This window comes from Roseinatronobacter sp., assembly GCF_051859525.1.
Classification (GTDB): domain Bacteria; phylum Pseudomonadota; class Alphaproteobacteria; order Rhodobacterales; family Rhodobacteraceae; genus Roseinatronobacter.
This window is the reverse complement of sequence record NZ_JBHYFM010000011.1, coordinates 36,310-58,785: the sequence shown is the minus strand read 5'-3', so window position 1 is coordinate 58,785 and position 22,476 is coordinate 36,310. Positions and strand designations below refer to the sequence as shown.

26 protein-coding genes are annotated in these 22,476 nt (G+C 61.4%); 8 read left to right on the top strand and 18 right to left on the bottom strand.

Annotated elements, in window-relative coordinates:
• Nucleotides 1–3: 3 nt before the first annotated feature.
• From pufM to ACTIE1_RS10340, 11 genes are all read right to left on the bottom strand, one after another.
• On the bottom strand, nt 4–927 hold the full coding sequence (gene pufM / locus ACTIE1_RS10390; RefSeq protein ID WP_439562619.1) for a photosynthetic reaction center subunit M: 924 nt from the start codon (nt 925–927) through the stop codon (nt 4–6).
• A complete protein-coding gene (gene pufL, locus ACTIE1_RS10385) occupies nt 920–1,768 on the bottom strand; it encodes a photosynthetic reaction center subunit L (RefSeq protein ID WP_439562618.1) in 849 nt (282 codons plus the stop codon). Before pufL ends, pufM begins: the two co-directional genes overlap by 8 nt.
• A 108-nt stretch (nt 1,769–1,876) precedes the next feature.
• Nucleotides 1,877–2,038 (bottom strand): light-harvesting antenna LH1, alpha subunit, encoded by a 162-nt coding sequence (pufA, locus tag ACTIE1_RS10380; protein WP_439562617.1) that lies wholly within the window; start codon nt 2,036–2,038, stop codon nt 1,877–1,879.
• Nucleotides 2,039–2,050: 12 nt separating this feature from the next.
• The gene (pufB, locus tag ACTIE1_RS10375; protein ID WP_209425017.1) at nt 2,051–2,200 is read right to left on the bottom strand and encodes a light-harvesting antenna LH1, beta subunit; all 150 of its coding nucleotides are present in this window, start codon (nt 2,198–2,200) and stop codon (nt 2,051–2,053) included.
• A gap of 119 nt (nt 2,201–2,319) precedes the next feature.
• Nucleotides 2,320–2,541, bottom strand: coding sequence for a cytochrome PufQ (gene pufQ / locus ACTIE1_RS10370; protein ID WP_439562616.1), 222 nt, complete (start codon nt 2,539–2,541; stop codon nt 2,320–2,322).
• 17 nt (nt 2,542–2,558) lie between these two features.
• Nucleotides 2,559–4,016: a chlorophyllide a reductase subunit Z gene (gene bchZ, locus ACTIE1_RS10365; RefSeq protein WP_439562615.1), complete on the bottom strand. Its 1,458-nt coding sequence runs from the start codon at nt 4,014–4,016 to the stop codon at nt 2,559–2,561.
• Nucleotides 4,016–5,485 (bottom strand): chlorophyllide a reductase subunit Y, encoded by a 1,470-nt coding sequence (gene bchY / locus ACTIE1_RS10360; RefSeq protein ID WP_439562644.1) that lies wholly within the window; start codon nt 5,483–5,485, stop codon nt 4,016–4,018. The genes bchZ and bchY overlap by 1 nt, the downstream gene beginning before the upstream one ends.
• A 112-nt stretch (nt 5,486–5,597) precedes the next feature.
• On the bottom strand, nt 5,598–6,602 hold the full coding sequence (locus ACTIE1_RS10355; protein ID WP_439562614.1) for a chlorophyllide a reductase iron protein subunit X: 1,005 nt from the start codon (nt 6,600–6,602) through the stop codon (nt 5,598–5,600).
• Nucleotides 6,603–6,605: 3 nt separating this feature from the next.
• Nucleotides 6,606–7,556, bottom strand: a complete 951-nt coding sequence (gene bchC / locus ACTIE1_RS10350; RefSeq protein ID WP_439563370.1) for a chlorophyll synthesis pathway protein BchC — start codon at nt 7,554–7,556, stop codon at nt 6,606–6,608.
• 134 nt (nt 7,557–7,690) lie between these two features.
• On the bottom strand, nt 7,691–8,746 hold the full coding sequence (locus ACTIE1_RS10345) for a methyltransferase (RefSeq protein ID WP_439562643.1): 1,056 nt from the start codon (nt 8,744–8,746) through the stop codon (nt 7,691–7,693).
• A gap of 49 nt (nt 8,747–8,795) precedes the next feature.
• Nucleotides 8,796–9,674, bottom strand: coding sequence for a polyprenyl synthetase family protein (locus ACTIE1_RS10340; protein ID WP_439562612.1), 879 nt, complete (start codon nt 9,672–9,674; stop codon nt 8,796–8,798).
• A 70-nt stretch (nt 9,675–9,744) separates the two neighbouring features.
• Here ACTIE1_RS10340 and crtD point away from each other — a divergent pair, with 70 nt between their 5' ends.
• Both crtD and crtC read left to right on the top strand, forming a co-directional pair.
• Nucleotides 9,745–11,301, top strand: a complete 1,557-nt coding sequence (gene crtD, locus ACTIE1_RS10335) for a 1-hydroxycarotenoid 3,4-desaturase CrtD (protein ID WP_439562611.1) — start codon at nt 9,745–9,747, stop codon at nt 11,299–11,301.
• A 29-nt stretch (nt 11,302–11,330) separates the two neighbouring features.
• Nucleotides 11,331–12,170, top strand: coding sequence for a carotenoid 1,2-hydratase (gene crtC / locus ACTIE1_RS10330; protein ID WP_439562642.1), 840 nt, complete (start codon nt 11,331–11,333; stop codon nt 12,168–12,170).
• A 252-nt stretch (nt 12,171–12,422) separates the two neighbouring features.
• Here the strand turns inward: crtC and hemF are convergent, their stop codons facing one another.
• Together hemF and ACTIE1_RS10320 are read right to left on the bottom strand one after the other, a co-directional pair.
• Nucleotides 12,423–13,316, bottom strand: a complete 894-nt coding sequence (gene hemF / locus ACTIE1_RS10325) for an oxygen-dependent coproporphyrinogen oxidase (protein WP_439562679.1) — start codon at nt 13,314–13,316, stop codon at nt 12,423–12,425.
• Nucleotides 13,317–13,344: 28 nt separating this feature from the next.
• Complete coding sequence (locus ACTIE1_RS10320) at nt 13,345–13,935, bottom strand: HD domain-containing protein (protein WP_439563369.1); 591 nt, start codon at nt 13,933–13,935, stop codon at nt 13,345–13,347.
• A gap of 114 nt (nt 13,936–14,049) precedes the next feature.
• Here ACTIE1_RS10320 and ACTIE1_RS10315 point away from each other — a divergent pair, with 114 nt between their 5' ends.
• Both ACTIE1_RS10315 and ACTIE1_RS10310 read left to right on the top strand, forming a co-directional pair.
• Entirely contained in the window at nt 14,050–14,814 is a 765-nt protein-coding gene (locus tag ACTIE1_RS10315) for an SDR family NAD(P)-dependent oxidoreductase (protein ID WP_439562677.1), read from the top strand.
• A gap of 97 nt (nt 14,815–14,911) precedes the next feature.
• Nucleotides 14,912–15,829: a DMT family transporter gene (locus ACTIE1_RS10310; protein WP_439562676.1), complete on the top strand. Its 918-nt coding sequence runs from the start codon at nt 14,912–14,914 to the stop codon at nt 15,827–15,829.
• On the opposite strand, the gene ACTIE1_RS10305 is transcribed toward ACTIE1_RS10310, so the two are convergent.
• From ACTIE1_RS10305 to ACTIE1_RS10295, 3 genes are all read right to left on the bottom strand, one after another.
• Nucleotides 15,774–16,817 carry a saccharopine dehydrogenase gene (locus ACTIE1_RS10305; protein WP_439562675.1) on the bottom strand — a complete coding sequence of 348 codons (1,044 nt, stop codon included), beginning with the start codon at nt 16,815–16,817 and terminating at the stop codon, nt 15,774–15,776. The two genes, ACTIE1_RS10310 and ACTIE1_RS10305, sit on opposite strands and share 56 nt — an antisense overlap.
• On the bottom strand, nt 16,814–17,272 hold the full coding sequence (locus tag ACTIE1_RS10300; protein WP_439562674.1) for a GAF domain-containing protein: 459 nt from the start codon (nt 17,270–17,272) through the stop codon (nt 16,814–16,816). Before ACTIE1_RS10300 ends, ACTIE1_RS10305 begins: the two co-directional genes overlap by 4 nt.
• A 100-nt stretch (nt 17,273–17,372) precedes the next feature.
• Nucleotides 17,373–18,554 carry an acetyl-CoA C-acyltransferase gene (locus tag ACTIE1_RS10295; RefSeq protein ID WP_439562673.1) on the bottom strand — a complete coding sequence of 394 codons (1,182 nt, stop codon included), beginning with the start codon at nt 18,552–18,554 and terminating at the stop codon, nt 17,373–17,375.
• A gap of 93 nt (nt 18,555–18,647) precedes the next feature.
• Here ACTIE1_RS10295 and ACTIE1_RS10290 point away from each other — a divergent pair, with 93 nt between their 5' ends.
• Nucleotides 18,648–18,989 carry an STAS domain-containing protein gene (locus tag ACTIE1_RS10290; RefSeq protein WP_439562672.1) on the top strand — a complete coding sequence of 114 codons (342 nt, stop codon included), beginning with the start codon at nt 18,648–18,650 and terminating at the stop codon, nt 18,987–18,989.
• A 58-nt stretch (nt 18,990–19,047) separates the two neighbouring features.
• Nucleotides 19,048–19,536: an ATP-binding protein gene (locus ACTIE1_RS10285; protein WP_439562671.1), complete on the top strand. Its 489-nt coding sequence runs from the start codon at nt 19,048–19,050 to the stop codon at nt 19,534–19,536.
• A 66-nt stretch (nt 19,537–19,602) separates the two neighbouring features.
• Here ACTIE1_RS10285 and hspQ read toward each other — a convergent pair whose 3' ends face one another.
• Nucleotides 19,603–19,929, bottom strand: a complete 327-nt coding sequence (gene hspQ / locus ACTIE1_RS10280) for a heat shock protein HspQ (RefSeq protein ID WP_439562670.1) — start codon at nt 19,927–19,929, stop codon at nt 19,603–19,605.
• A gap of 280 nt (nt 19,930–20,209) precedes the next feature.
• Here hspQ and ACTIE1_RS10275 point away from each other — a divergent pair, with 280 nt between their 5' ends.
• Nucleotides 20,210–21,382, top strand: coding sequence for an acetyl-CoA C-acetyltransferase (locus ACTIE1_RS10275; protein WP_439562669.1), 1,173 nt, complete (start codon nt 20,210–20,212; stop codon nt 21,380–21,382).
• 92 nt (nt 21,383–21,474) lie between these two features.
• On the top strand, nt 21,475–22,197 hold the full coding sequence (gene phbB, locus ACTIE1_RS10270; RefSeq protein WP_439562668.1) for an acetoacetyl-CoA reductase: 723 nt from the start codon (nt 21,475–21,477) through the stop codon (nt 22,195–22,197).
• A gap of 67 nt (nt 22,198–22,264) precedes the next feature.
• Here the strand turns inward: phbB and ACTIE1_RS10265 are convergent, their stop codons facing one another.
• Entirely contained in the window at nt 22,265–22,432 is a 168-nt protein-coding gene (locus ACTIE1_RS10265) for a YdcH family protein (protein WP_277805429.1), read from the bottom strand.
• Between the last annotated feature and the right edge of the window lie 44 nt (nt 22,433–22,476).

Genomic DNA, 22,476 nt, shown 5'->3' with positions numbered 1-22,476 from the left:
TCCTTAATAGGTGGGACGATAGCCGCGATCCTCGGCCCAGATGGCCCAGTTATCGACGACAGTGCCCGTCAACAGAATCCCGATACCGCCTGTTAATGTGCACAGAACCGCAAACCACCATGCCCAACGGTGAATCCCCTCCATTGTGGCATTGAACCCCATGGTCCAGCGCCAGAACAGGGCCGCCCGTTCAGATGCCGTGCCACGGTCAACGATCTGTTCCAGCTCACGGTCGCCGCCGAAACGGCTGACGGCCAGAATGGTGGCCCCGTGCATGGCAAACAACAATGCCGACCCATACAGGAACACAATCGACAGCGCATGGAACGGGTTATAGAACAGATTGCCGTAACGCAGGCTGAACAGGTTGGTCCAGTCCAGATGCGAGAAGATGCCATAAGGCACAGCCTCGGACCACGACCCCATCAGGATGGGACGGAACAGGCCCAGCACCAGAAACAGCCAGATGGCGCTGGCAAACGCCCATGCCACATGTTTGCCCATGCCCAGCGCCTCGGCGCGCAGCCATGTGCGCACCCACCACGACATGACCGAAATCAGCAAAAAGAAAGAGGCAATCAGGAAATAGCCGCCTTCGGCCATGGGTGGCATGCGCAACCCGTATTCCGGCCCCGGCGGGTCCAGCGAGAACCAGAACAGGTCGCGCATGAACACAGCCGGGTTGAACCCTGCCTGATACCAATACCACATACCCACCATAACAAACCATGTCAGGCCGGACACAAGGCTAAGAACACCCATAGCCCCCAGATAGACAGGCCCGATCTGGGCGTTGCCAAACCAACCCGCAAGGTTGGAGAAGCTGGCGGATTTGGTGCGGTTTTCCAGCTCGACGCCTTCGACCATGCCCATTTCAGGGGCGGCCCGCACTTGAACCTGTGTGAAAATGTTCTGATACTCAGCCATTGACGCCTCCTGCGATATCGCGCCACCAGGGCAGGTCAAGCCACCAGTCCCACCAGAAGACCCACTGGTCAAACCAGATGGTTCCCGAAATCACGATACAGACCGCCGACCAGAACCCCGCATTCAGCGCCAGCAGCAGGCCCAGACGGTGAATGCCCAATGTGCCCACCGAATAGCCGATCAGATCGCGGAAAAACGTATCCTCATGGTCGGGCGTTTTCATGATCTCGCCCTTCTTGGGGTTGGCGGCAGACAGAACCAGCGCGCCATGCAGCGCCAGCGCCAGTGTCGTGGTGAAGAAGAAGGTCACCGCGATCATATGCGCCGGATTGTAGTGGAAATTGCCGTAGGTGTAGCCAACATTCGACACCCAATCCAGATGGGTCCAGATGCCATAGGGGAACGCATGCCCCCAGGCCCCCATCAGCACAGGGCGGATGACCACCAGCGTGATGTATGCAAAGATCGCCACACCGAAGGCAAAGGGCACATGATAGCCCATGCCCAGTTTCTTGCAGATCTCCACCTCGCGCAGCGCCCAGGACACGAACGCCCCGATCGCGCAGATGGTGACAATCTGCCAAAGCCCGCCTTCAAGCAGCGGTGCCGGACCCAACCCATAGGACAGGGGTGGGGGATTAATTGAAATCAGCCAGGGGTTCCATGTGCCTTGCAGCACCGCCCCCCAAAAAATCAAGAGCGTTCCGAGCACGGCGAAAAAGACCGTCGTTACCCCGAAAAAACCGACGTAGAACGGCCCGACCCAGAAGTCGAACAAATTCCCGCCGACCAGCGTGCCGCCTGGCACACGGTATTTGCGCTCGAAGCTTAGCAGCGCCATGCTTCCCTCCGCTAGGCTCGGCGGCCGTCAAGGCCGTCATGGTTGAATGGATGGCTGCGGGCGGCACGGTGTGCCACGCCGCCCACAGTCGGGACGCAAAAACGCGTCTTAGCGGCCGTATTTCTCGGCTGCGATCTGGAACCAGTTGTAGCCATCGCTAGACAGCAGCACCAAATGGATCATCGCGGCCAGAAGAAACAGGAACACGCCCTGTGCCACGAAAACGCGGCGCGGATCGAAGATCAGCCAGATTTTGTAAAACTTGCTCATTTTCTAATCCCCTCAGAACCACGGGCGCCAGATGAACACGGCCAAATGAGCGACGATGGCAACGGCTGAAAACAGCCAAAGCCCGCTCATATAGACCGAGTGCAGTTCCTGGGCCTGCTCGTCGGTAAGACCTGTAAACGACAGGTCAGTTCTTTCAGCCATAGTATCCTCCGGATCATAAGACTGGCACCGCACACCCTGCGGCCGGGATGGTACCCCCGAAACGGGGTGCCCCAATCCCGCAGGCCCTGGCCCACGGGAATAACGCTCGCGCAGCCGCGTTAGCTGCGGAATACGATCGGCGCGATCACATGCGCATCGGCCAGCGCGCGGCCCACCGGGCCAAGGCGCGGCAATTTGCCGGTGGTCACGCCCCGCCAGCTCCAGGTCAGCAGACCCGTTACCAGCGCCAAAGCAAAGATCACGCTGAAATAAAGCCTGTATTCCCAGTTCCGCGCTCGCTCGTTGCGGGGTCTGGGGGCATTCACGGTGTAATCGGCCATGGTCTTTCCTCCTGTGGTCACGCGCGGGTCAGGTCTGGGCGTAGCGCCGCAACCAATTCGCTGTCGATTTCATCTGCCCCGCGGTCCAGTGCCGCGGCCTCTATGGCGTCACGCAGGCTGCGCGCGGCAGAAATACGGGTCAGAATGGGGTGTTGGGCCACGATGCGGTCCAGTTCGGCCTTGGCCTCGGCGGACCAGGGCAGATCGCGGCGCAATGTGGTGGGGGTGGCTGCGGCAGCGTCCATCTGGCTGCCCAGCGGCAGAATATGGAACAGCGCGTCAAACAGCCCGTTGCACACTTCTTGCAGCACATAGGTCGCGCCCGCATAGCCCATCATGGGCGTGCCGGTATGCCGCCGGATGGCCGCACCGGGAAAACTGGCGGGAATGAACGCAGGCGCCGGCCCGTGTCCGGCCTTCAACTCGGCCAGATACATTTTTTCGTTGATCGACCCGAACACCACCAAGGGGCGCTTTTCACCCAGCAGGGCACGCACACGGTCGTTGTCGGTCTTGGTGCCGCGAATACGCGCCACCGCGAAGGCACAGGGCAGGCCAAGGTCTTCTTCCAGATATTTGCGCAAACCGCGCGTATAGGTTTCGGACGCCACAACCGCGAAACTGGCCGTTGCAAAGAAATCCTGCGTGACTGAACGCCACAGATCCCAGACCGGTTTCAGCGTCGAGTGCTTTTCGCGCGCGATAAACGGCTCTGCATCCAGCTCCAGCAATTCCCCCAGACGGCGCAGGAATTTCGTGGTCGAGTCCATGCCAATGGGCGCTTGCAAATAGGGTTTGCCAAGGCATTCGGCCAATCCGCGCCCGAATTCGCGATACATCACGATATTGACGTCGGCATTCACCAGATTGCGCATATCCGCCAGATGGGTGCCCAATGGCATGACCATGTTGACCTCGGCGCCGATCCCTTCGACCAGACGCCGTATTTCAGCCAGATCGGACGGCATATTGAAGGTGCCATACATCGGCCCAAGGATATTGACGCGCGGGCGCGCGCCCTCCTCGCGCTTCTTCTCCGGCGGCATTCGGCCCTTGGTCTGGCCGAATTCGGTGAACAGCCATGTCATGGCGCGGTCGGCCGCTTCCCATTGATCCTCGTCAATGGTGCGGGGCAGGAACCGCTGGATATTCGTGCCTTGGGGCGTCACCCCCCCGCCAATCATTTCCGCGATTGACCCTGTCACCACAACCGCAGGCAAGGCAGGGTCGAGCGTTTTCCATGCCCGCGCCATCGATTCCTCGGTGCCCGATGACATTTCATCCTCGCCCAGTCCGGTGACGACGATGGGCAATTCATGCGGCGGCAGGGCATCGGTGTAATGCAAAACTGACGTCACAGGCAGGTTTTCACAACCTACGGGGCCATCAATGACAACCTGCAATCCCTTGACGGCGCAGAAGGCATAGACCGCCCCCCAATACCCGCCCGCGCGATCATGATCCTGAACAAGCATCAGATCATCTCCTGTGCTTTGGCGGCGCGCGCGGCCTTGTCCAGTTTTTTCTGGTGCTGTGCACGGAAATCAGGGCGCAGATTCGGGCTACCCTCCCAGATACCCGCAGTGTCACCTTCCCCCACCCCGTCGAAGAAATCGCGCATCGTGTCCATGCGGGCCTTGCCGTTGATCGCGGCATTCACCACCTCGCCCAAGCTGCCCGCACCAGCCGGTCCCATAAGGGGGCGCGCGGAAATCAGGTTGGTGAAATACAGCGAGGGAATGCCCTTTTGCTTGGCATGCTGCACCACAGGCGTGGTGCCAATGGCCAGATCGGGTTCCAGCCCGTCCACTGCGGCCAGATCATCGGCCAGCGACGCGCGGAATTTCACAACCACCCCGCGCGATTCCAGCCAGTCACGGTCTGCCGCCGACCATTTCGACGCCGCACAGGCGGTGCCCACATAGGCCAGATCAGCGCCGCTTTCGACCAGCAGGCGCGCCACCAGCAGTTCAGACCCCTCATAGCCTGACAGCGTGATCCGTCCCTTGATGGGCGCCCCCGCCAATGCGGCGCGCACCGCGGGCACGAAGGCATTTTGCGCCGCCGCAATACGGTCGGGGGCCACGTTGAACGCCGCCCCGATCGCGGCCAGCCAGTCATGCGTTCCGTCAACACCCACGGGCGCGGACCCGATGACGGGCCGCCCCGCGGCCTGAAATTCACGCACCGCCGCTGCATAGAACGGATGGATTGCCGCCACCGCCCCACAATCCAGCGCGGCATATAATTCGCGCCATTCGCGGCAGGGCACCACCGGCCCTGCGGCCAGCCCCATGGGCGCCAGCATGGCCCCGATCATCATCGGGTCGGCGGGAAACATCTCGCCCAGAAGCGTCACAGTCGGGCGGTCCGCACGGCCTGCTTCGGGCGCAGGCACGGGGCCCGCCTCAACCTCCTGACGGGCATAGTTCAGCATCGCACCGGCCAGAACGTCCTTGGCCTCGGCATGGGTGGGCACACCAAATCCGGGCACATCAATGCCCACAATGCGCACGCCGTTGATTTCCTTGGGCAACAACCGCAGCGGCACACCCGATGCAGTGGGCACACACAGGTTCGTCACCACAATCGCATCATATTGCGCCGGATCCGCCATGTCATGAACGGCATCACGAATGTCTTCAAACAGCTTGCCCGTGACCAGCGATTCCGAATTGAACGGCACATAGCCCACAGACCGCCGCGCGCCATAAAAATGGCTGACGAAACTCAGCCCATAGACGCAGCACGCAGACCCCGACAAAACCGTCGCCACACGCCGCATGCGCAATCCCACGCGCAATGACCCGAATGCCGGGCACATCGATTCCGGCTTATCATGCGGGCCGCGGGGATAATCCCTGGCAAACTGGTCCAGAACCGCCCCGTTTCCGGCAGCGCGGGTTTTCGCTTCCATCTGCTGCATGGGCGCATGACATCCCATGCCATCCGCCTGCCCTGCCGCATCATCACCTTTCATCTTGCCCGAAATACTCCGGGGGGAATCGCCGCAGGCGATGGGGGGCTGGCCCCCCTGTTCCATATGTGCAAAATCATCAGGCATCGTCATACACCACTTCCAGCGACGCTTTTGCCACGGCGTTCTTGCCGCGCATATCGGTGTCGGTGGCCGGTTCCAGAACGATATCGCCGCCGGTGTCCTTGCTGTCGAACAGTGCCAGCAGACCGTCCTGATCCAGCGGATCGGGTCGCAGTGGCGGGGCAAGCTCCACAGCCTCGGCCAGACCCACGAACAGGGATCCCCACTGGCTGGCTGCACTGCCGACAATCTGGTAATTTGCGGATTTCTTGCGCAAATCATCATCTTGCGGGATGGCGGCCAGCACCGGAATATTCACTGATCTGGCGAAAGCCGCCGCCTCGCCTGTGCCGTCATCCTTGTTGATGACCAGCCCTGCCACGCCGACATTGCCGCCCATCTTGCGGAAATATTCCACAGCGGAACACACGTTATTGGCCACATACAGTGATTGCAGGTCATTCGAGGCCACCAGAATAACCTTCTGTGCCATGTCGCGCGCAATCGGCAGGCCAAACCCCCCGCAGACCACATCGCCCAGGAAATCCAGCAGGACATAGTCGAAGTCCCAGTCGTGGAAGCCCAGTTTTTCCAGCAGTTCAAACCCGTGGATAATGCCGCGCCCCCCGCAGCCGCGCCCGACTTCCGGCCCGCCCAGTTCCATGGCGAACACGCCGTTGCGCTTGAAGCAGACATCGCCAATGGCCACTTCCTCGCCCGCCAGTTTCTTGCGGGTCGAGGTCTCGATAATTGTGGGGCAGGCCTTGCCGCCGAACAGCAGGCTGGTCGTGTCCGATTTCGGGTCGCACCCGATCAGCAGAACGCGCTTGCCCTGTTCGGCCATCATGCAAGACAGGTTCGCCAGCGTGAAGGACTTGCCAATCCCGCCCTTGCCATAGATCGCAATGATCTGGGTGTGTTTGCTGGGCGGGTCTTGCGGGACTTCCAACGACGGCTCTTCATGGGCCTCGTCGCGCAGCCGCTTGTCAAAATCCTTCAGGTTCGGAATATCAAGCGTCATATCTCAGGCCTCCCAGTCAAGTATCATTTTCAGGCAATCAGCGTCGCTGAAGGCCTGCTCATAGGCACGCGGCGCATTGTCAGGCGTGGCGTGATGGGTGATCAGACCGGCCAGCGACAACGCGCCGCGCCCGATCAGGTCACATGTGGCGATCATGTCTTCGGGCTGCCATTCGGCGGCCACGCGCAGGCGCAGTTCGCGCATGAACGCGGGGACGAAGGTGAATTGCAGCGGTGTGGTGTAGAACCCTGCCAGAACAACCTCGCCGCCCTTTGCCACGCGCCCGATCAACTGGTCCAGCAAACCTGCCGCGCCCGATGCATCCAGAATGCAGGCATAGTCGCGGCGGCTGTCATCATCAGGGTGGCACACGGAATAGCCCTGTGCGCCTGACTGGCGCGCGGGGTTCACCTCCCAGACCTGCGGGGCTGGCGCGCCAAGGGCAATAACAAGTCGCGCCACCAGGCGGCCCAGAACACCATGCCCGACCACCAGATCGGGCAGGCTGGCATTCGGTCCGGCCATGGCATGGCGCGCGGTCGCCGCCAGTGCCAGCAATGCGCCATCGGCACCCAATGCGGGGTCAATGCGGGTGACACGGCGGGCGTCGGTCACAAGGTGTCGCGCGGCCGCGCCAAACAAGCCGAACACCGCGCTGTCATCGGGGCCGGAAAAACAGTTCGCGCCTGGCACGAAGACAGTCTCGCCCGCCGTGAAACCGGTCGCAGGGCCTGCATGCTCGATCACGCCGGTGGCTTCATAACCCGGAACAAGCGGATACCCCATACCCGGAAACGGGGGCATTTCACCGGACCAGAACAGACGTTCGGTTCCCGTTGAAACACCGGAATGCGTGATGCGAATCCTTAGGTCCTGCGGGCCTGCCGCATTCAGCACCACGCGACCCAGCGACAGCTGGCGGGGGGCATTCAGGATGATGGCATCAGTCTGCACAGAAATCCTCCGGGGGTGAGCGCGCGCCGCAACCTGCCGCGCTATCGACTCATGCTTCCCTATGTGTAATCTTAACGATACATAACGGAGTGTCAATTATTATTGACAGTAAATTGGAAGATGACAGGCCCAGATTACAGCTTCTGCGCGGAAATAGCGCCCGTAATAAAGGGTCTATGCGTGCGTACTACCTTCATATTGGCGAATCCGGCAGCTTTTAGCAGGGTGCAGATCTGTTGCGCGCTTCGGGTTCGGCCCGTTTGCATGGCCATTGTGTAAACTGAAAAATACACATCTGTATGTGGATCAGGGCGCGTTCCGCCTGACATGGGTTCAACCACCAGAACCCTGCCCCCTGCGGGCAAGGCGTCATATGTTCTGCCCAGCAGTGCACGCACAGTGTCGTCACTGTGGTCATACAGCACCCGCACAAGCGAAATGGCATCTGCCCCCTGCGGCAGCGGATCGTTGCGGAATGACCCGCCGTGACGGGCAACATGATCCGGCACATCGGCCAGGGCAACGACATCGGGCAAATCGAACAGCGCCAGTTCCAGCGCGGGATAGCGCGCATGCACCGCGCGCAAGAACGCGCCCGTGCCACCCCCCACATCCAGCAATCGCGACACCCCTTGCAGGGACAGCGCCGCCAGCGCTTCGGCCGCTACAATCGTCTGGCTGTCCGCCATCAGGCGCGAATAGCGCGCCGATACATTCGGGTCCATGGAACCGGATGCGCCAAACACATAGGGCCAGAAATCCGCCAGCGCGGGCGCGGTCTCACCGCGAATGAACGCCACCGGATCGGCCAGATCACCATACAGAACGGCATGATGGCGCACCATATCTTCCAGCCCCGCAACCCCCAAAAAGGCCGCGCCGCGCTGTGCCAGATGGAACCTGTCGCCTTTGCGCCGCAACAATCGCATGGCCGCACCCGCCTGCAACAGAACTGCCATGCGGTCAGGCGGCACATTCAGCCGCGCGGCCAGCGTATCGGGGGTGGCGGCACCTTCCGCAAGGATATGCAGCACCCGCAATTCCACCAGCGCGGCCAGCATCTGGCTGTTCACGAACCCCTGCATCAGGTCAAACAGCGCCGCCCCTTCGCGCCGCACGATACCGCGCAGCAGGGGAACACGCGCCGCAAATGCCTGAAATCGCGGGGATGCAGCAAGCCGGTTCAGCATGCCCGCAGGCCGGACCGGCGCGGGCGGGGAAGTCCGGCCCGCTGGCAGGTCACGCACGAACGGGCGCAACCGGCGTCATACGTTCGGCATAGACGCGCACAAGGCTCGCCAGTTGCGCCTCGCCGGGGCAGGACGGAATCGACGCAATGGCCCCGCCCAGAATGTCATGCAGGCGCTTGATTGCCCCCTGCACGCCCAATTCCTCGACGGCGGATGGTCGCGCATAGGCCGCGTCCTGCCCTGCGGGTTTGCCCAGCGTGGCTTCGTCATACAAGGCATCGCGCAGATCGTCGGCCACCTGAAACGCCTCGCCTATGCGGGCACCAAGTTCTTCCCACGGGTCCGGCGCGTGACCGGCGGCCAAGGCACCCATCTGTGTGGCGGCCACGAAAAGGGCGGCAGTTTTCGCGCGGTGATAGGCGCGCAGATCGACCTTCGCTTCGCTTTCCCATGCCTGCCCCGCGCAAATACCATGCGGCATGCCCGTATGCCGCGCCAGCAACTGCACCAGACGCAAGGCGCGCGCGGCATCGGTCGGGGCCGCGCCGCCCAGCAGGTCGAACCCCGCAATAATCAGGCTGTCGCCCGTCAGCACGGCCAGCGGTTCGGAAAACGCCAGATGCACTGTCGGCTTGCCCCGCCGGAAGCTGGCATTGTCGAAGGCGGGCAAATCATCATGCACAAGGCTGGCGCAGTGTATCAACTCCAGCGCGACTGCCGCGCGGTCTGCAAGATCGGGGCGGTCGTCGCCACACGCCAGCGCCACCGACAGACATATCGTCGGCCGGATGCGCGCGCCGCCAGGGGTCACGGCATAGTTCAGCGCCGCCGCCAACCGCCCCGGCACCACATCGGGACTGCCAGCAGCACCCTGCGCCCGCGCAACCGCTGCGGTCATCGCCTTGTCAATCCGTCTGCTAAGATCCATTTGGTTCCCCTTTGCGCGCTTCTGTAAATTATTTTCTACATCATGCTGTAAGTTAAACTGGACAGTTTCGATGAAAGAGTCAAGAATTCCCGCCATGAGCCATGAAAAAGACCCCGTTCTTATCGTAGGTGCCGGCATTGGCGGACTGGTCGCGGCCGTTCATCTGGCCGCGCGCGGGCGGCGTGTTACCGTATTTGATGCGCATTCATGGGCAGGCGGCAAAATCCGCACCACGCCCAGCAGCGCCGGTCCGGTGGATGCAGGACCAACCGTCCTGACCATGCGCCCTGTATTCGAGGCGGTCTTTGCCGCAGCCGGAACCCGACTACAGGACCACCTGACACTTGTTGAACTGCCCGTTCTGGCGCGGCATTTCTGGACGGACGGCACGCGGCTGGACCTGACACCCTGCCCGTCCGCGAATGCCGCTGCGATTGCGTCTGCCTTCGGGTCGCGGGCCGAACGGGAATTTCGGGCGTTTCAGGCCCAAAGCATGACATTGTTTCAGGCCTTCAAGGCCCCTGTCATGCATGCGGCACGCCCTAACGCCCTTGCTGCCGCGCGCGCGGCGCTGCGCCATCCGCAAACCCTGCCATGGCTGGTGCCGGGCCGGACGCTGCAAGACATGCTGATGCGGCGCTTTGCCAGCCCCCATCTGCGGCAGTTATTCGGGCGATATGCCACCTATGTCGGCGGCAACCCCTTGCAGGCGCCCGCAGTTCTGGCCCTGATCTGGCAGGCAGAAGCGGCGGGGGTCTGGGCGGTTCAGGGGGGCATGGCGCAGCTTGCGCAGGGGCTGGGTGATCTGTTGCACCAGCTTGGTGGCAGGGTGCGGCTGGACATGCGGGTGCAGTCCATTCTGTCAAAGGATGGCAGGCTGGACGGGCTGCAACTGGCCGATGGCACGGTGATCCGCGCCACGCAGGTCATTTTCAACGGTGACCCTGCCGCGCTGCCCGCGCTGCTGGGCCAAGCGCGTGGCAGTCCCAAACCGAAACAGGTTTTCCCGCGCAGCCTGTCCGCCGATGTCTGGACCTTTGCCGCCACTGTGCGCGGCCAAGGGCTGGGGCGCGCGGCGCTGGCCTATCACAATGTGTTTTTCGGCGCGGACCCCGTTCAGGAATTCGGCCCGCTGGCGCAGGGAAACCGCCCGCAGCACCCAACGATATATGCCTGCGCCCAAGATCGCGGAACCGGCCAGCCCGACGGGCCGGAACGGTTTCAACTTATCCTTAATGCGCCCCCTGTTGGCGCGGACGGACAGAAAGGCCCCCCCCCATGCCTCAGCGATCCATTGGCGCGACTGGCGCGCTTCGGCCTGCACCTGACACCGGAGGCGACGACGGCAACCCTGACACAGCCGCAGGATTTCGCGGCATTGTTCCCGCACAGTCAGGGCGCGCTGTATGGCCTAAGCCCCAACGGGACGATGGCGACATTCCAGCGACCGACGGCACGCAGCAGGCTGGCAGGGCTGTATCTGGCGGGCGGCGGGGTGCATCCGGGGGCGGGGGTGCCGATGGCAGCCCTGTCGGGCCAGCATGCAGCGCAGGCCGTGATGGCAGACCGGATTTCAGCGCCAGTGTCGCGCCAGACGGCTATCACTGGTGGTATGTCGACGGGTTAAGCGATGACAGCAAAAGTGCTGTTTCGGTCATTGGCTTCATCGGGTCGGTGTTCTCGCCGTGGTATCGCTGGTCGGGGCGGCGCGATCCGCAGAACCATTGCTGCATCAACGTGGCCACGTACGGGCCGAAATCACGGTTCACAATGACCGATCGCGGGCGCGGCGCGCTGCGCCAAAGCGCGGATATGTTGCAGGTTGGCCCCAGTTCCATGCGTTGGGACGGCGATAGACTGGTCATCGAGGTGAACGAGGTTTCATCCCCCCCGCTGGTCAGCCGCGTGCGCGGCACGATTACGCTGCATCCCGAAGTGCTGTTTGGCCAGACCCATGACCTGACGCCCGATGGCCGCCACCGCTGGCAACCCTTCGCGCCCATTGCCCGCATTGATGTCGCCCTTGACCCTGGGCACCACTGGACTGGACACGGCTATTTCGATTCCAATTATGGCACCCACGCATTGGAGGATGATTTCAACTACTGGACATGGGGCCGTTTCCCGCACAAGGGCGGCACAAGGTGTTTCTATGATGCCATTCTGCGCGACGGCCAGACCCAGAGTGTGGCACTGCATTTCCACCCCGATGGCCGGAGCGCGCATGTCACCCCCCCGCCGCGCGCCCGCATCGCCCGAAGCCTGTGGGCCGTGCGGCGCGAAACGCGCGCGGATGCAGGTTTCCAGCCGCATCAGGAACTGGCCATGCTGGATGCGCCATTCTACACGCGGTCCGCAATGCGCACCTGTATCGACGGGGAACAAGCAACAGGTGTGCATGAAGCGCTGGATTTGCGCCGCTATGCGCAACCCTTGTTGAAACCCATGCTGGCGCTGCGCGTCCCGCGCCGTGCGGGCTGGACCTTCGACGATTAGGGCATGTAGCGGTCAGGGGAAAGGAGTGGCACAGACAGGTTGTTTTCCGGCCTGAAGGGGGCCTTGGTACTTGAATAAAGCCCGCGCCATCGGCGGGCCGGGGTCTGCCGATCCGGCGTGATAGAAGTTCACTTTATGCTGGCGGCATACTTCTGACTCTTATGGCTTGGCGTTTCACTGGCCAAATCGGCAGGCCGCGGGACGGCCCACCGATGGCGCGGCGGGCTGCGCCCTTGATTCCGCGCTTTATTATCACACCCAGCGCGCGAAAGGCGGCAGGGACATCAGCACGGCATCGGGGTCATGGCCTGTTTGCAGCCCGAATTTGGTGCCACGATCATAGACAAGGTTGTATTCCGCATATAGCCCGCGATGGATCAGCTGTGTTTCCTTGTCGGCTTCGGTCCATTCCATTGCCCTGCGGCGCTCCACCTGCGCCAGAAACGCGGGCAGGAACGCGCGCCCCACATCCTGCGTGAAGGCAAAATCCGCGTCCCAGTCGCCGGTGCAGTGATCATCATAAAAAATACCGCCCACCCCGCGCGCCCGTTTGCGGTGCGGGATGAAGAAATATTCATCCGCCCATGCCTTGAAGCGGGGATACAGATCCGCGCCATGCGGGTCACAATATCCTTTCAGGGTGTTGTGAAAATCGGCAGTGTCACCGGCATATTCAATGCAGGGGTTCAGGTCGGACCCGCCGCCGAACCACCAGCCGCCCGGTGTCCAGAACATGCGGGTGTTCATGTGCACAGCGGGCACATGCGGGTTTTGCATATGCGCAACCAGTGAAATGCCACTGGCCCAGAAGCGGGGGTCTGCCTCCAGCCCCGGAATTTCCTTGCGTGCGGTCAGGGACCGTTGCGCGGCATCGCCCAGCTGGCCGTAAACCTGCGACACGTTCACGCCCACTTTTTCAAACACGCGGCCATTGCGCATAACACTCATCAAGCCGCCGCCTGCGTCCTGCCCGTCTGGCCCGCTGCGGGTGGTTTCGCGCAATTCGAACCGACCGGCCGCGCGGTCGGACATGGGGCCGGTTGTGTGGCTGTCCTCGACCGCCTCGAATGCGGCGACGATCTGGTCGCGCAGTTCACGAAACCATGCGGCGGCAACAGCTTTGCGGGTGTCAAACGGGTCGGTCATGGCGCGTCCTTTTTCGGTCATACGGGGATTATAGCGCAGCAAGCAGGGTTTCACAGCGCGCAACATAGGCGGCGCGCGTTTGCGCGGGGGGGCGTAAATGCAGGCGCAGGGCGTCAGCAAGCGCCGCGTCAGGCCGGCCGAAGAAGCGGTTGGCCTCGGTCACGGAAAAGCCCGCGATTTGCGTGGCTTCCAGCCATGCCGACAGCTTGTCGGCGGCCTTGATCCGGCGTTTGATTTGCGCGGGCAAAGTGGCGGGCAGGCCAAAGCGGATATGGATTGCCGCCGCCAGCCTGTCATCCAGCGCCCCGTAATCCGGCCCGACAGCGGCCTTGACCGGCGAAATCATGTCGCCGATCACATATTCGGGCGCATCATGCAGCAATGCCGCCAGTTGCCAGCGCGGTTCGGGTCTGGGCGTAGCGCGGGTGAAGATTTCTTCGACCAGCAGGGAATGTTCGGCCACGGAATAGGGCCAGTCACCTTGCGTCTGGCCATTCCAGCGCGCGACGAAGGCAAGGCCGTGGGCGATGTCCTCCAACTCGATATCAACAGGGGTCGGGTCCAGCAGGTCAAGCCTGCGGCCAGACAGCATTCTTTGCCAGGCGCGGGGTGGGGGCATGCAGTCCTCTTGCTTTTGTCTGACATAGGACAGGGCGTTCAAACTGGCAAGCGGGGCTTGGCAGTGCGGGTGCCGCACGGCATAACAAGACACATTCAGGCAGGAGGGGTATTCATGCAGATCAAGGGACATATGGCCATTGTCACGGGTGGCGGCAGTGGTCTGGGCGCGGCCACAGCGCGCCATCTGGCCCGTCAGGGCGCAGACGTGGCGATTTTCGATTTCGATGCCGCGCGCGGGGCGGCCGTGGCTGCCGAAATCGGGGGCCGGGCCTATCAGGTGGATGTGTCCGATGCCGCGCAGGTGGGTGAAACTGTGGCGCGGGCTGTGCAGGACGCGCGCGGGCAGTTGCGCGCGGTTGTGAATTGTGCGGGCATTGGTCTGGCCGCGCGGGTGGTCAACCGTGACGGCGTGCCGTCAACCGACCTGTTTGAGCGCGTGATCCGCGTCAACCTGATCGGGTCGTTCAATGTCATGGCCCATGGCGCGGCAGTCATGCAGACACTGGACCCGCTGGAGGGTGGTGAACGGGGGGTTGTGATCAACACATCCTCGGCGGCGTGGCAGGACGGGCAGGTGGGACAAGCGGCCTATGCCGCGTCCAAGGGGGGCATTGCCGCGCTATGCCTGCCCGCTGCGCGCGATTTCGCGCGCGTGGGCATTCGCTGCATGGCCATCGCGCCGGGGCTGTTTCGCACCCCCATGATGGAAAGCCTGCCGGAAGAAACCACCGCCGCGATAACGGCAAATATACCGTTTCCGGCGCGGCTTGGCGATCCTGTGGAATATGCGCTTATGGTTGGGCAGATCATTGAAAACCCGTATCTGAACGGCACTACCATCCGGCTGGACGGGGCGACGCGGCTGCCACCCAAATAGGCAACAGCCGCGCGCGCGGGGCGGGTGCGCATTCGGGCACTGGTATTGACCACTTAAAGGCGCTATCGCTTCACATGTGCAGCACAGGGGGCAGGCTTTGGACATTCGCGCGCTACTTATGGGTCTGGCCTTCGCGCTCATGTGGTCATCGGCCTTCACCTCGGCGCGGATGATCGTTGCGGACGCGCCGCCCATGATGGCGCTGTCGCTGCGGTTCCTGATATCGGGGTTGATTGGCATAGCGATTGCGCGCGCCCTTGGCCAAAGCTGGCATTTGACGCCCGCGCAATGGCGCGCGACATTCATTTTCGGCCTGTCACAGAATGCCCTGTATCTGGGGTTGAATTTCATTGCCATGCAGACGATCGAAGCCTCGCTTGCCGCCATTATAGCGTCCACCATGCCGCTATTGGTGGCGCTGGCAAGCTGGCTGGTGCTGGGCGAACGTCTGCGTCCCCTGGCGGTGGCGGGGTTGTTTGCAGGGTTCGCAGGTGTCGCCATCATCATGGGGGCGCGCCTGTCCGGCGGGGTTGATTTGCTTGGCTTGGTGCTGTGCGTGGCGGGCGTGGTTGCATTGACGGTTGCAACCTTGTCGGTGCGCGGTGCGTCGGCCAGCGGTGGCAATTTGCTGATGATCGTGGGCCTGCAAATGCTGGTGGGGTCCGCTATACTGGTCGGCCCCGCGCTGGCGTTTGAGCGGTTCGAGGTCAACTGGACATGGCAACTGGCAGGGGCATTCACCTATACGGTACTGGTGCCCGGTCTGGCCGCGACATGGGTGTGGTTCTTGCTGGTCGCACGCATTGGCGCAGTGCGTGCGGCGACCTATCACTTCCTGAACCCGTTTTTTGGCGTGGCTGTCGCGGCCTTCTTGCTGTCCGAGGCGCTGGGCCTGTTTGACATCATCGGGGTTATTGTCATCATGGCCGGTATTCTGGCCGTGCAGCGGTCGCGCGTGATTATGCGCGATGCTGTTCGAACACCGCCCGCGCCCGCCCCCATACCCCCGCGCTAAAGTCATCCAGCGCCAGCAGATGCGGCAGAAGTTGCGCGGCGAAATCCTGCGATGACTCAACCGGCAGCAGCGATGGCAGGTTGTCAATCGCCATCACGTCCAGAACCGGATCATTGCACACCCGCAGCACAGGCGCGTCCCAGTCGGTGGCGCGGTCATACACCTTGACGGGTGAAAATTCTGATGTGGGATCGCAGGCGATATCGCCAACAACGCGCAGTTTGCGCGGGGTGTCGCGCGCATTGGACGGCACAAAAACAGGTGTTTGCGGGCTGGCCAGAATGCAGTTCAGGAATACGTCATGCGCCAGTATTTCCGGAAACGGGCCGCCATGCGCGGTTTCTGCCATGTCCCAGCGTGTTACGCTGGCCTTCGCGGCGGCGCACAGATCCGCCGCGCCTGTGCCCACACGACCCAGCGCGCCAATGATCAGAACGCGCGGCGCGTCCAGCCCTGCCAGCGCATTCGCAACGGCATGCGCCATGGCGTGCCGGTCGTCAAAACGCGCAACCGGCGGGCAAATACCGCCCCGCGCCTGCGCAGCATATGCCAGAAGCGATACTGCCGCCCCTGCATAGTCCGCCCAATAGCCGAAGGCCGCGACACGGCGGCCCTGTTCGCTGGTCAGGTATTCCAGATCATACAGCGCACCACCCCCCGCGCGAAAACGCGCCAGCAGGCGCTGGCCCGCAGGCTGGCCCTTGAAGGCGTGGCCGAACATGATGTGACGATGTGGCAAGGGGCTGTCATCATCCGGCAATTCCTTCAGCCCGAAGATGATGGCGTCGCGCGGGGCGTCCGGCCAGCTGCCGAAGGGGGCAGCTTGCGCGCCCGCCGCCAGATAGGGCGCAAGCGGCAGGGCGCGGCAGGGGCTGTCCTCCACGGTGACACGAAACCCCTGTGCAATCAGTGCGGCGACGCCTTCGGGCGTTACGCCCACGCGTTCTTCCTGCGGGCGCTGTTCGGCGCGGACCCAAAGATGTGTCATGTCAATTCCCGTGCGAATGTCCGGTCCAGTATGGCCTGCAATTCGTCCCTGTCGGTGGGCGTGAACGCGTTGGGCTGGTCGCTGTCGATATCGAACACGGCAATAAGCCGCCCTTCGCGGTTGCGCACCGGCAGGACAAGTTCGGACAGGGTGCTGCTGGAACAGGCAATATGATCCGCAAAAGCGTGAACATCCGCGACAAGCTGGGCCTGACCGCTGCGTGCGCATGCGCCACAAACCCCGCGTGAAAACGGGATGACCAGACACCCATGCCCGCCCTGATACGGTCCGATTTTCAGCATTTCGGGTGCGGTGACACGGTAAAACCCTGTCCAGTTGAACCGCACGTCACTGTGGTGCACCTCGCAGGTCAGGGTTGCCATCAGCGCAACGGTATCGGTTTCCCCGTCCGTCAGCGCGGATATGCGTTGCGAAAGTGCGGCGTAATCAAGCATTGTTCAACCTTTCCAATGTGCAGAAAGCATGGGCGTAGCCCGTTGCTTTGCGCCCGCGTCCCCCCTCGATGGGGGGCAAGGGCGCCCACCCTTTGCACGTTTAACCGCGTTCAATGGCAATCGCCGTCCCCTCGCCGCCGCCAATGCAGATTGCGGCGATCCCGCGCTTCAACCCGTTGCGTTCCAGCGCGTTCAGCAATGTCACCACGATGCGCGCCCCCGATGCGCCAATCGGGTGGCCCAATGCGCAGGCCCCGCCATGTATGTTCACCACATCGCGCGGCAGTCCCATTTCGCGCATGAATGCCATGGGGACCACAGCAAATGCCTCGTTCACCTCCCACAGGTCCACGTCGGACAGCTGCCATCCCAGACGGTCAAGTAGTTTGCGCGCGGCGGGCACGGGTGCGGTTGTAAACCAGCCGGGTTCCTGTGCGTGGCTGGCATGACCGCAGATCCAGCCGCGCGGCGACAGTCCCAACGCATCGGCGGTGGCGTTTGATGCAAGCGCAAGCGCTGCCGCACCATCCGATATGCTGGACGAATTGGCCGCTGTTACAGTGCCACCCTTGCGGAATGCCGGTTTCAGGTGGGGTATCTTGTCGGGTCGGGCTGATCGTGGTTGTTCATCTTCCTGCACCACAATGTCCCCTTTGCGCGATGTCACGGTAACGGGCGCGATTTCACGCGCGAATGCACCGTTTTCCATGGCGGTCAGGGCGTTTGACAGCGATTCCAGCGCGTATCTGTCCTGATCTTCGCGGCTGAAGGCGTAATGATCGGCGCAATCCTCGGCGAAGGTGCCCATCAGGCGGCCTTTGTCATAGGCGTCTTCAAGACCATCAAGGAACATATGGTCGATCACCTGCCCGTGCCCCAGCCGCGCGCCTGCGCGCATTTTGGGCAGCAGATAGGGGGCAAGGCTCATGCTTTCCATGCCGCCTGCCACAATGATACCCGTCTGCCCCAACGCGATCTGGTCATGTGCGATCATCGCGGCCTTCATGCCCGATCCGCACATCTTGTTCAGGGTTGTTGCGGGCACATCCTTGGACAGTCCGGCAGCAAACCCCGCCTGACGTGCGGGCGCCTGCCCCTGCCCTGCGGGCAACACACAGCCCATCAGCACATCTTGCACCGCCGCCGTGTCGGTCAGTCCCGCATCGCGCAGTGCGCCACTGATCGCGGCCCCGCCAAGCTGTGCGGCGGGCAAGTCTGCAAACACGCCCTGCAACCCGCCCATTGCCGTGCGCGCAGCGCCCAGAATTGCGACTTTATCCATATCCGCACCCCCTGTGTATTCCAGCGTTTGACAACTTCTTGGTAATCTTTGCCGCCTAAGCTTGCCATAGGTAATGTAAAGGAAGCGTGTGAAATGCAATTCTCGATAGGGCAATCAGACGGCGCTTTGGTGATTGATGTTCTGGAAACCCGACTGGATGCTGCGGTCGCGCTTGCATTCAAGGACGCGATCCGCGATGCGACCACCAGCCCCGGCAATCCTGTTATTCTGGGGTTGTCGCATGTGGAATTCATGGACAGCAGCGGTCTGGGCGCGATTGTTGGCGCCATGAAACTGCTGGGCCCCGAACGGCCGCTGGAACTTGCCGCGCCAAGTCCAAGCGTCATGAAGGTTTTTCGATTAACAAGGATGGATACTGTTTTCCGCATCCACGACGCCCTGCCTGACACGCAAGGACTGTCTGCGGCGCAATAACCGGCACCGGACAGCACGGGTGCCCGACATCCATGACTTCAACACTTGGGGGGATGACATGAGCGATAAAAGAATGCTCGCGCTGCAAAGCAGTAGTAGCCTTCTCAAGATCAGGGAAATTCTGGAATCAGTTGATGCCTTTGTGAAGGCGGGGGCAGCGCACCCGCAGCTACATGACGATCTGGCACTGGTTCTTGCAGAAGTCCTTAGCAACATAGCGCGGCACGGATATGGCCATGATCAAGGCAGGATTTACATTCAGCTGACAGATGCCGACCAGTGCATGAAATGTTGTGTCCGCGATTTTGGCGCACCGTTTAACCCCATCTTGCAGGACCATAGTGCCCCGATTCCGGACAACCTTTGTGAAGGGGGGTATGGATGGTTTCTGATAAGCAGCCTGACGCGCGATCTGGTCTATACGCGCGACGGTGACCAGAATGTTCTGGAATTCACCGTTGCGGGCCTGCCCTTAGACAGCGCTGATTTTCAGGATGATCCCATGCAGTGTGAAACGCCGGTCAATCCTGCCGCGCCAATCGCCTGATTGCAGATTGCACGGGCGCGGCCATCCTTGCGCTTGTGGGCGTTCAATCGCCGTGCCTGCCACAGACTAGTTCATATGTATCTGCAAGGGATAGGCGCCCTCGCGGAAATCCCCGAACAATTCGTGCAGGTCGGGGTGTTCCAGCGGTTGGCCGGACTCGTCCAGAACCAGATTTTGTTCTGACACATACGCGACGTAGAAACTCTCGTCGTTTTCGGCCAGCAGGTGGTAAAACGGCTGGTCCTTGCGCGGGCGGCTGTCTTCGGGAATGGCGTCATACCATTCTTCGGTGTTGGAAAATGCCGGATCAACATCAAAAATTACCCCGCGAAACGGGTGCTTTCGATGGCGCACAATCTGGCCCAGATGATATTTTGCGTTTCGTTTGTCCAATATGAACCTCCGAGGGCGTTTTAGCTTAAAATTAACATATCTGTCCATGGGCAGCGCAGCGAATCATGGAAACAAACTGTTGGGCCATTTGCGACAAACACCCTGATCCACGCCGGTCAATATGTGCGTTTGGCCCGTATCGCGCTGATTGCGCCAGCATTGCGGGAAGTTTCATTGCCTTGTCGCGCGGTCATGTTAAAACCGAGGCATCCCTGAATGGCGGGTTCTGGCAATTCCGCCCTTGTCATCAGGCGCTTTTTTGACCGAGAGAGGAGTCTCCATGACCAATGTCGTTATTGTTTCTGCTGCCCGCACAGCTGTCGGGTCCTTTGGCGGGGCATTTGCCAACACACCAGCGCATGATCTGGGGGCGGCCGTTCTGGAAGCCGTTGTCGCGCGTGCCGGTATTGACAAGGCAGACGTTTCCGAAACCATTCTGGGCCAGGTTCTGACCGCCGGTCAGGGCCAGAACCCCGCGCGACAGGCGCATGTCAATGCGGGCCTGCCCATCGAATCCGCCGCATGGAGCATTAATCAGGTGTGCGGGTCCGGCCTGCGCGCCGTTGCGCTGGGCGCGCAGCATATCCAGTTGGGTGATGCGGCTATCGTTCTGGCGGGTGGTCAGGAAAACATGACCCTTAGCCCCCATGTTGCGCATCTGCGCGCAGGCCAGAAAATGGGCGATATGAAAATGATCGACTCCATGATCCGTGACGGGCTGTGGGATGCGTTCAACGGCTATCACATGGGCCAGACCGCTGAAAACGTGGCCGAGAAATGGCAGATCAGCCGCGAGGAACAGGACACCTTTGCCGTTGCCAGCCAGAACAAGGCGGAAGCCGCGCAGAAAGCTGGAAAATTCGCAGATGAAATCGCGCCCTTTACGGTCAAGACGCGCAAGGGTGATATTGTCGTCGATCAGGACGAATATATCCGCCACGGCGCCACGATGGAGGCGATGCAAAAACTGCGTCCGGCCTTTGCGAAGGACGGGTCGGTTACCGCGGCCAACGCATCGGGCCTGAATGACGGCGCTGCGGCTGTCATGTTGATGAGTGCGGAAGAAGCGGAAAAGCGCGGCTTGACCCCGCTGGCGCGCATTGCCAGCTACGCAACGGCGGGTCTTGACCCGTCGGTCATGGGTGTCGGGCCAATCTATGCCAGCCGCAAGGCACTGGCCAAAGCGGGGTGGAAACCCGAAGATCTGGACCTGATCGAAGCGAATGAAGCCTTCGCTGCGCAGGCCTGTGCCGTGAACAAGGACATGGGCTGGGATACAGACAAGGTAAACGTGAATGGCGGCGCAATCGCCATTGGCCACCCGATCGGCGCATCGGGTTGTCGCATCCTGAACACGTTGCTGTTTGAAATGCAGCGTCGCGACGCGAAAAAGGGTCTGGCAACCCTGTGCATTGGCGGCGGCATGGGCGTTGCCATGTGCCTTGAGCGGTAACATCCAAAAAGGTTGCGCAATAATCTTGCGCAACCTTTCACTTTTAGATAGCGATTGTTTCTAAGCATAATTCCTGACTGAGGGGGGAGAACATGGCAAGAGTGGCATTGGTAACCGGCGGATCGCGCGGTATTGGCGCAGCTATTTCAAAAGCACTGAAGGCACAGGGCTGCACGGTTGCTGCAACCTATGCGGGTAATGATGACGCAGCTGCGGCTTTCACCAACGAGACGGGCATTAAAACCTATAAATGGAACGCCGCTGATTACGACGCATCCAAGGCGGGCATTGCGCAGGTCGAGGCTGATCTTGGCCCGATTGATATTGTTGTGGCCAATGCGGGTATTACCCGTGACGCACCATTTCACAAAATGACGCCCGAACAATGGCGCGAAGTGATCGACACAAACCTGACGGGCGTGTTCAATACAATCCACCCTGTCTGGCCCGGCATGCGCGAACGTAAATTCGGGCGCATCGTGGTGATTTCGTCCATCAACGGGCAAAAGGGCCAGTTTGGTCAGGTGAATTACGCTGCCACCAAGGCGGGCGATCTGGGTATCGTGAAAAGCCTTGCGCAAGAGGGTGCGCGCTTTGGCATTACGGCCAATGCGGTTTGCCCCGGATATATTGCAACCGAAATGGTTATGGCCGTGCCGGAAAAGGTACGAGAGGCCATTATCGGCCAGATTCCGACCGGCCGTCTGGGAGAGCCGGAAGAAATTGCGCGCTGCGTGGCATTTCTGGTGGCGGATGATGCCGGTTTCGTCAACGGGTCGACCATCAGCGCGAATGGTGCACAGTTCTTCGCGTGAACCTTTTCGTATGAATACAAAAACGGCCCGCAATCGCGGGCCGTTTCGTCATTTATGAAAGAGCGTTTTATGCGTGGGACAAACGCTCGATTTCTTCTTTCAGCCGCAGCTTCTGTTTCTTGAGGGCGGCCACTTCCAGATCATCGATTCCCGGGCTTCGCTGGGCAGTTTCTACCTTTTCAGAGAGGTGTTCGTGCTTTCGGCGGAGTTCTGCAATATGTGAACCCAATGACATTCAAATTCCTCCTTCTCTGATGACAACAAGGATATTGCACCACA